Origin of the sequence: Enterococcus sp. S183_ASV_20 (genome assembly GCF_018919685.1) — a bacterium.
Taxonomy (GTDB): domain Bacteria; phylum Bacillota; class Bacilli; order Lactobacillales; family Enterococcaceae; genus Enterococcus; species Enterococcus faecalis.
Genome location: NZ_JAHLRI010000074.1, coordinates 1 through 9,517 on the forward strand (window position 1 = coordinate 1; position 9,517 = coordinate 9,517).

7 protein-coding genes and 1 pseudogene are annotated in these 9,517 nt (G+C 36.5%); 5 read left to right on the top strand and 3 right to left on the bottom strand.

The window, feature by feature from the left end:
- A pseudogene (locus tag KQI94_RS14165) lies at positions 1-529 on the top strand (restriction endonuclease subunit S); the annotation flags it as partial.
- A gap of 122 nt (positions 530-651) precedes the next feature.
- Positions 652-1,143, top strand: coding sequence for a hypothetical protein (locus KQI94_RS14170; RefSeq protein WP_002368375.1), 492 nt, complete (start codon positions 652-654; stop codon positions 1,141-1,143).
- 34 nt (positions 1,144-1,177) lie between these two features.
- Here KQI94_RS14170 and KQI94_RS14175 read toward each other — a convergent pair whose 3' ends face one another.
- Positions 1,178-2,107 carry a site-specific integrase gene (locus tag KQI94_RS14175; protein WP_002368376.1) on the bottom strand — a complete coding sequence of 310 codons (930 nt, stop codon included), beginning with the start codon at positions 2,105-2,107 and terminating at the stop codon, positions 1,178-1,180.
- 83 nt (positions 2,108-2,190) lie between these two features.
- Complete coding sequence (locus KQI94_RS14180; protein ID WP_228841248.1) at positions 2,191-3,417, bottom strand: restriction endonuclease subunit S; 1,227 nt, start codon at positions 3,415-3,417, stop codon at positions 2,191-2,193.
- A 15-nt stretch (positions 3,418-3,432) separates the two neighbouring features.
- Between KQI94_RS14180 and KQI94_RS14185 the strand changes: the two genes are divergently transcribed.
- From KQI94_RS14185 to KQI94_RS14195, 3 genes are all read left to right on the top strand, one after another.
- Entirely contained in the window at positions 3,433-6,576 is a 3,144-nt protein-coding gene (locus KQI94_RS14185) for an HsdR family type I site-specific deoxyribonuclease (protein WP_002368372.1), read from the top strand.
- 76 nt (positions 6,577-6,652) lie between these two features.
- Positions 6,653-7,861 (top strand): chloride ion channel protein, encoded by a 1,209-nt coding sequence (locus KQI94_RS14190; RefSeq protein WP_002368371.1) that lies wholly within the window; start codon positions 6,653-6,655, stop codon positions 7,859-7,861.
- A 24-nt stretch (positions 7,862-7,885) separates the two neighbouring features.
- A complete protein-coding gene (locus tag KQI94_RS14195) occupies positions 7,886-8,542 on the top strand; it encodes a glucose-6-phosphate 1-dehydrogenase family protein (protein WP_002365296.1) in 657 nt (218 codons plus the stop codon).
- Positions 8,543-8,593: 51 nt separating this feature from the next.
- Here KQI94_RS14195 and KQI94_RS14200 read toward each other — a convergent pair.
- The coding region (locus tag KQI94_RS14200) for a linear amide C-N hydrolase (protein WP_253296181.1) at positions 8,594-9,517 on the bottom strand (924 nt) is incomplete at its 5' end.

A 9,517-nucleotide genomic window follows, 5' to 3' on the forward strand; every position in this document is an offset into this window, starting at 1 on the left:
GCGTAAGCTAGGAGATTTTTTGGAAGATTTTAGTAAAAAATCAACAATTGAGAATGAATATATTATTTTATCAAGTACAAACAATGGTATGGAAATTCGAGAAGGACGAGTGTCTGGAAATTCCAACTTGGGATATAAGATAATAGATGACGGAGATTTAGTATTATCTCCACAAAATTTATGGTTAGGAAATATAAATATCAACAATATCGGACAAGGTTTGGTATCACCAAGTTATAAAACTTTTAAAATAATTGACCTTAATAAAGAATTTCTAAATCCTCAACTTAGAACCAATAAAATGCTAGATCAGTATAAAAATGCTTCCACACAAGGTGCAAGCATCGTAAGAAGAAATCTAGAATTAGATTTATTTTATCAAATTAGGATATTTATTCCAAAAAATGAAGAGCAAAAACAAATTGGGTTATTATTCAGAAAGTTGAATGAATCTATATCTTTGCATCAATCTAAACTAGATTCTATCAAATATCTAAAAAAAGCCTATCTCCAAAACATGTTCATTTAATTCAATCCCAGTTACTGCTACACGTAAAAGTAACTGGGATTGTTTATACAAACGATTGTTCAATGTTGCACAATGTCGTTGAAAGGAGTATCCTTGTTATGAAAAAGAAAGGATGACTATCATTGGCAAACAGCTTGCAAGAAGAATATCAAAAACTTGTGAAAATGAATTATTCTGAACTTGTCACGTACTTAAATAATAAGTATGGTCCAGTTCCAGGTTCTTATTTCAGGACTCCAACTTGTAAATCTAAAAATCCTAAAATTACTCGGTCAATGGAGGGATTGGAAATTCATCATGTTGGAGAGGATAACTATCCGAATTTATCAACTACAGATTATGCTCTAGTTGCGCCATGGGAAGAACAATTACCTGACCGTTTAGTTTATTGTAATTTATTGGAACATACTTTACTACACACTTTGATTTCAGAAAAATACGGAACGGCTCAGCCTTATTTTACGTTTAAAGCTCAGCTTGTTCAAGATATTATTAATGATTATGAATTTCAAAAAGATTGGATAAAAGTTGTTTATTCGCAAATGAAAGACAATAAAGAATTGTTAATCGAATTGTATGATCGTGTAAATGCAAAATCTTTACTTAACTTATAACGAAAGAAGCACTCCGAAATTTGGAGTGCTCTTTCTACATCAACATCGCCAAATGGCGCATAATTTTATCGTTATCCTGATTCTCTAATTCCTGAATAATATGCAGATAAGTTTCTTGCGTAGTTGTCATACTAGAATGGCCTAATCGAGTCGCCACGCTGGCAATTGAAACACCAGCAAATAATAATAACGAGGCATGTGTGTGGCGTAAGCTATGGACAGTAATCACTGGAATCTGTGCACGTCTACATAAGACTTTTAAGCGACTATTAATCGTAGAATTAAAGACACGTCCTTTCACAAAAATTGGTTCCATTGGCGGCATATTTCTTATCAATTGAGAAAATTGCATTGCTGTTTGCCAGTCAATTTGTACTTTGCGTTTAGAAGATTCATTTTTTGTTGATTGGAAAAAACCAGTGGGGTTCTTATAATTCCATGTTTTTTCAATAGTTATTTTTTGTTTAGAAAAATCGAAATCTTTTGGCGTTAGCGCCAATGCTTCGGAAAAGCGTAGGCCCGTTTTAACTACCAATAAAATAAACCAATCCCAGTTTAGTTGCTCGCCTAACTCTAATTCTTTCAAAAGCGCCTGAACTTCAAATTGGTTTAAAAATTTTGATTTTTTAGGACGTGGCGCTTTTCCTTTAATGACAATTTTTCGTGTTGGATTTTTTGAAATAAGTCCTTCATCGACTGCATCTAAAATTGCTCCTTTTAATTGATGATGAAAATCCATGGTTGTCTGCCGTTCGTGGGTTAACGCGTAGTCATTTAATAACTGCTGATACCGTTGCCGATCCAAATGTTTTACTTTTAGACCAGGGGCCAACTCGGCAAGCCGTTGTTCCGCAATATAATATTTTTGCAACGAAATATCCCGAATCGCCCCTACCTTATATAGCTCCACCCATTCACTAAAATACTCATGAAACAACTGCTCTGTTCTCTTTCTCTTAACCAAAATAAAACCTCCTCGATAATTGTTGATGAACGAATCATCTTTTTTATTATCTCGGAGGTAGGAAAGTGTGTAAATATTCAGTTTTATATGAACATATTTTGAAGGTAGGATTTTTTTAAGTTCTTTAGTTGAGTTATTTTTTTCTTATGAAAATTACTATTACAATCTAGCTTTTCAAAAAAATGCCCAATAAATTCTTGTTCCTTTGTATTAGGTAACAAGAATTTCATATTTAACAGATTTTCTGGACTTACGGATTGCCTTTCATATACTGTACCTTGTTGATATTTTAAGGAATAAGATATAAAGTCTTTTCTTGTAATAAATACTTCTACATAACTTGAACAAGCTAATTTATCATTCACTATAAATGTTATATAGATCGGACTAAACACAGCCTTCCCATAGTGATTTCGTGCAATTGCACCAAATTTTAAATTAGCAGGATTATACACAATATCATTTAATTCAGTAACTTTATACTTTTTAGATGACTTATCTCCCCGTACTAGTTGCTCTCTTTCATAACGTTCTGTTTTAGGAGTAACACCATCTTCAACAGTGAATGAGACTAACGGATATTCTTTACTTTTTGATTGTTGAGTATTACGTTCTGTAAGTATGTTTCCCAACTTACACTGTTCCCATTCTCCTTCAAAATCAGCAAAACGTAACTTCGGTACTCGTTCATCTTTTGCAGGAAACATTACTTGCAAATACGCTTTCTTCAACTCTTTCAACTGATCAAGCTTACGCTGATGAAGAGTGATGATGTCATCGAGCTGCCGGAAAAGACTACCAATCTTTTCTTTTTCGTCTTCATCGGTTGGCACTATGAAGTGCATCCTCTTAAATTCACCAGTTGTGATTTGGTTTATTGTCGCCCCAAGATTTTTATGAATTTCCACGTTGAATTGTTGTGTATCAAGTAATGTATTCAAAAATTTTGGTGATGGAGAACGAAGACCAGTCATGAACGCTCCAATGACTGTATTCGGCATTTCACGATTGATAGGAGCGTGTTTTCCAATAAGAGAACGTGATCCATTTCGGACAACAACAATTACATCGCCAACTTGCACATGTTCAGAGTTTGCTACCTCGTTTCTAACATAAACGTTATCAGCTGAAATTATCGCATTATCTTTGACGTTTGATGAGCGTAAAACAAAAGTTCCATCTTTTTGAACATTATCAGGTGAATAGGTTAATCCCGAGAAAAAATCTGTTAGCTTTTCAAGCTTACACAGTTCCCAATTGTAATTGAACAAATTCTCCATATAGTGATATAATTTAATTAAATAAAACAATGTGAGGGTCAGGTTATGAAGCTAAGTGTCAACGATGAAGCAACAGTGGAAAACAAGTTAATTGCGATTCTTGGGGAAGATCGCAATCAGTGGACGTATCGAGCAGATTTAAAATCGGAACAAGATTTATGGCGTAATTTACGTGAAAAAATCATTCAAAATAATTTAGCCGCAATTGGGGAACATCCATTAACAGACCAAGAATTCGAACGCATAAAAACAGGATTATTAGAACGAACACGCACGCCTTTTGAAGCAGCCAAATGGTTAAAAGGGGAAAATGGTATTGCGAAAATTACCATCGAACGAGAAGATGCTTCTCTAGGAACAATGAGCTTGATTTTATATTCGAATCGTGATATTGGTGGGGGGATTTCTAGTTATGAAGTCGTGAATCAAATTGCAAAAAAGAATACTAACTCTGCAAAGCATGATAGTCGGTTTGATGTGACATTATTAATTAATGGGTTGCCTATTGTCCAAATCGAATTGAAACAAGTGACAGCGAAAGATGGTGTATTTCAAGCATTTAATCAAATTAAAAAGTATGCCGAGGAAGGTATGTTTCGTAATAATATTTTTTCAACTTTGCAATTATTTGTTGTTTCAAATGAACAAACCACTCGCTATTTTGCGAATGCGCTACCACAATTTATGCATAAAAAATTCTTGTTTAGTTGGCGAACAAAAGACAATAAAAAAGTTGAAAATCTATATGAGTTCTGTCGCCAAGTGCTAAATATACCAGATGCCCATCGCTTAATTGCCGATTATACGATTGTTAGTGAAGAACAAGACAACAAAGTATTAATGGTTTTACATCCTTATCAAATTCATGCGATTGAAGCCTTATATGTTGCCGCTAGTAAGCACACCTCCGGCTATATTTGGCATGCTACAGGTTCTGGAAAAACATTAACCAGTTTCGTTTCTACTAAATTATTAGCGCGTAAACCAGGGATTGATCGGACGATTATGCTTTTGGACCGAAAAGATTTAGATAATCAGACAACTAGTGAGTTTACTAAATTTGCTTCGGAGTTTAACACAGGGATTTCATCAGGTGATGGTAAAGCTAATAGTCTGATTGTCGGGACAGGCAGTGCCAAAGAATTGAGTAAAACATTGTTGGCCGATGCGAACTCTAACGTAGTCATTGTGACAACGCGTCAAAAGCTGGATGCTGCTTTGAAATATGCACGAAAACAAGAAGAGCAGAAGGGCACAAATCGTTTTCAAAAATTAATGGGGCAACATATTGTTTTTATTGTTGATGAATGTCACCGAGCGGTTAGTGCGGAAAATATGATGGATGTTAAAAAAGTATTTCCTAGATCCACTTGGTTTGGCTTTACAGGAACACCGATTTTTGAAGAAAATAAAAAGCAAGCGCAAGGACAACTAGCCAGAACGACACACGACCAATATGGAGAAGTTCTACATACGTATACAATCAAAAATGCGTTAGAAGATAAAGCTGTTTTGGGCTTTCAAGTGGAACATGAAGATACGATTGATAGCGAGTCGTTGTATAAAAAAATCTATGATGGTTTGTCTAACGAAACCAAATATGCAGAATACACGCCAGAAGAGTTAGCGAATGAAGTAGAAGCAATGGACAACATTCAAAAAGAGAAAATGTTGGATCGTTCTATTTATGAAAATGATAAGCATATTCAAGAAGTCATTCATAAAATGTTCCGCCCCAATAATGCTTATACTAAATTTGATTTTGGGAATGGTCGTCCTCGTAAATCAGCGATTTTAACAACAAGTTCAATTGATATGGCGAAACGTTATTATCATGCCATTAAAAAAATGACAGCGAAAGAAAATTGGTTAGAAAAAGAATTTCCTAAGCATCAGATTCGTCAAGGGAGAACGATGGAAGACCCTGATTTTCCGCGAATTGCCATTACTTATTCATTAGAAGAAAACGCTGAGAATAGTAGCGCACAGCAAGACGAGTTAGCAAAAATTATGGCCGAATATAATGCGTACTATGGTACTTCATGGACCTTACAAGACATTGAGCGCTATAACGGAGACATCAACAATCGCTTAGCTCGTAAAAAAGCAGAGTTTAAAGAATTTGGCCGTCATGTTGATTTGGTTATTGTGGTTGATCGGCTGTTAACAGGTTTTGATGCACCTACGATTCAAACGTTATTTGTCGATCGTAATTTAGAATACGCCAATTTGATTCAAGCATTTTCAAGAACTAATCGCACCTATCCTGATAAAACAAAGGGCTTAGTGGTTACTTTCCGAAAACCTCACACAATGGAACAAAATGTCGCAAATGCGACTCGTCTTTATTCAGAAGCAAAAGAAGAATCTGGATTAATTTATCCGACCTATAAAGAATCAAAACAACGATTTAAAAAAGCCTTTCGTAAAATGCAAGAATTTAATCCAGAAGAGATAGATGAGAACCAGCCGATTGATGTGCGAATTGATTATGTTCAATCGTTTCAAGCGTTAAGTAATAGCTATGAAGCATTAGTGACCTATGATGAATATAATGATGAAATGGAAAAATCACCAGCTTTAGCTGAGCAAGTCCATTTGATTGAAGAACAGATAGGAACATACGAAACAATCAAAGGCTCCTTAATAGAAGTAGAGCCAAAACCAGAGAATGATTTTTCGGAGATTGAATTTTACAGCGATAATCATGCCAAAATGTACGATATTGACTCTTCTTATATTGATCAATTATTAGGAAATTATTCCGCAAATAGCCAAGGCGTTCGTGAAGAAATTGAAAAGGCTTTGCAAAAATTGAATAAAACGGAATGTGTTAAAGAAGTGTATCGGGAAATTTTAAATGCAATGGATAATGAAAAAGTAGATCAAAAAGAAGATGTATTTGTTTTGAAAAGACGCTACTTCACAGGAACTAGAAATCAAGTGATTGCACAATTTGCGCAAGAATGGTTTGTTTCAGAAGATCAACTTCATTCATCTGCCATTCAATATATGATTGGCATGAACCCAATCCCAAACATGGGGGATATTATCAGCAGCAAAGACTTCGAGTCATATAAAGCGACGCACCCAGAAGCAAAACCATTTAAATACCCGCAACAAATGAAGCGTGCTTGGCGTCAAACGTTAGATGAATATTTAGTACCGTTGGAGGATGAATTACGATAATCCTTCCCAAAATCTTCAAACACAAACCACTAACTATCTGCTACTATAAAAGAAACAACTACCATTTGGAGGAAGTATGCGTAACAGAAAAATGTGGACAATTATCGTCAGTGGGTTATTTTTAAGTAGTATCATCGCGGGAATTTCAGGAGCGTTTTTAATCATTGAAGGAGAGCTAACGACTCTGCTCTGGGAGGTGTTGCCAGCGCAAATGAAGTGGCCAATCCTCTATTATTTTGTCTTGTGTGTGCTAGGAGCGTTGGTATTGAGTTATCTGAAGAAACGCTTCGGGCAAGTACCACAAACGGCGCATGAGGCGCTGACAGAATTGAAGGCGAAACAATCGGTCGATTATTCAGGTGTGTTTAGAAATTTATTGGCCACCTTGGTAATTTTAATTTTCGGGGCTGGTGTCGGTCCTGAAGCTGCATTGTTGGGAGCAATTATTTCGTTGTCAGTCTGGCAATCTGATAAGTTACGGTACCTTTATTTTCATTATGACGAGCAAGAACAGCAAGCATTTTGGACAAAAATTCAGCGCTTGCTGCATCCGCAACAGTTTGTTCAGCGCTACGATACGAGGCTCGCTCCTGCGGATAAAAAGAAACTGAAACAAGTGATGAACGGGTTATTTATTGTGAACGGGTTGGTGGTGTTTACCTTTTTAATGAAATTGGTGGGACACCCATCGTTTATTACGAAGTTAGGAACTGGAAAAATTGAAATGGCTTCGTTATGGCTGATTTTACCCGCTTTATTAACTGCTTTTGTGATTGGTAACGCCTATCAATGGTTGCAAGCTGCTCTGGCTAAACTATGCCAACCTTTTGAAGAAAAGCAAAGCATACTGGTAAGCTTTGGTGCAACCTGTATTTTTCTTTTTGTTATTTTAATGCCAAGATTACTATTTTCAGGACAATCTTTTATGCATTTAGTTCCTAGTTTTGGTAGTCAACAAGCCTGGTATATCTTGGTGGTCGCTGCGATAATGAAACTAGTATTTTTACAAGTTTGTTTACAGACAGGTTGGATAGGTGGCGATATTTTTCCCGTCGTTTTTTCAGCTATTTTAATCGGGTTTGCGGTCGCACAATTTTTCCCAACAATTGACTCGCTTTTTGTTGTCGCAATTTTTGCTACGAGTTTAACAACCCAAATCTTAGGAACGATTCTTGTACCAGGCATTTTTGTGGGGCTCTTTTTCCCAATCACGCTTTGGCCAGTTGTAGTCCTTGTGTTATTTTTACAATGGCTATTGAAAAATAAAATTATTAAGAGTAACTAGAAGATACTAAAAAGAGGGAATAAAATGAAACTAACCCATCAAGACTTCAATCTATTCAACCGAGAAATCTTCACATTTAAACAACTCAAAGAGCAACAAACATCAGCAGAAATCGATGCCTTAAAGCAAACCTACAAGCAACATTGGGAAAAGTGGAAAGCCTTAAACCTCGCAATCACCCAAGGTTTACCAGCTGAACTCGGCATCACTAAGCCGAAAATCGAAAGCTGGACCAACGGCTGGAATTTACGCAGTCATTTCTGGGCTGCATATCGCAGTGAGCAACGCCAAGCGGAAAATGCTTGTCTGGCGTTGTTATTAAATAAAAAGCAATTTCAAGTATATTTGATGTTTCAACATTACAAAAGTGAGGAGCGGGCAGGCTCGGTCGTCGCTTACAATCAATTGCTTAATCGTTTAGAAGCTTGGAGTCAAACCATCGACTGCGAAGGCTATTATATTTGGCCGCAGGAGGAGCATGAACTAGTGGACCATTTGCCTTTAAAAGATTATTTAGCAGATGAAAAACAACGGAAAATTCTAGAAGAGCGGATAGGCAATCGCTCATTTCAGATCGGTAAGTTGTGGTTTGCGACGGAAAAGCTTGAAACGATTGAAGAAAAAAGTTGTCAGGCGCTTCAAGAATTAGCGCCGTTGTATAACGCATTATCTGAAAAATGAACGAAACAACGTCCTTGACCAAGTACCTAGTCAGAGACGTTGTTTGTGTTTTTATTGATTTAAATCTGTTAGTAGTAGTTCGTTAGAAACAGCAAAAGTAGTAACTTCTGTTAAAGCTGGATCCAAAGTGTATTTTGTAAATGAGGTAGTACTTTCTGGTTGGACATACATGGTTAGATTAGTCACATCATATCCTGACCAATAATGTGTGAAATCAGACAGAGAATTACTTTGACCTAAATGGCCAATCCCCCGAGGAATCATCACTGTTTGGAAGGCGCGATAGAGTTGCATAATCCCTTCAGAGCTATCAAATTCTTGGAGATTGTCAGAATAGTATAACGCACGAATGAAGCGTGACGGCGAAGTGAAGTCTCCTGGGATTCCTAATAGTCCGTAAGAAGTCCCACCTTCAATTGGGTCAAGTGTTGCGCCTGATTTTAAAGTGTAAGGTTCTTTAATAGCGTAGTTGCGCATTCCGATATAGTTTCGTGCATTGGTTAAATGATAATTGTATTCTGGGCTGTTTGTGACTACGCCAATCGAATCATAAATGACGAACGCTCCGTTATCTGTTGGTTGCAAAACGATACTATTATTATTTTTATCATTAATGGTCCAGTGTAAGGTGAAATGAACTTCCCCCAATGAATCAAGTTGGAATTTTTGATCTAACAGGCCGATTTTTTCAAAAGCTACTTTTACTTCGTCAACGCTTTCAAAATTACTCAAAATATAAGCAAGTACTTCTTCTGCAATATGAGGTGTTAAACCACGATCTGCTAAACTTTCAGCAGGTGCTGTTGAAGATTCCATTAAATATTGAATATCACCAGATAAGCCGGCTTCGTTGATACCATCTGTGATAGCAAGGCTGACGGTTTTACCATCGTTCGCTGGTTGATCTGTGCCTGACATTGCTAGTCCCATAAAGGCATATTTTGCCGTCCAAGGATTTAGTTGGCTGTTTAGAAC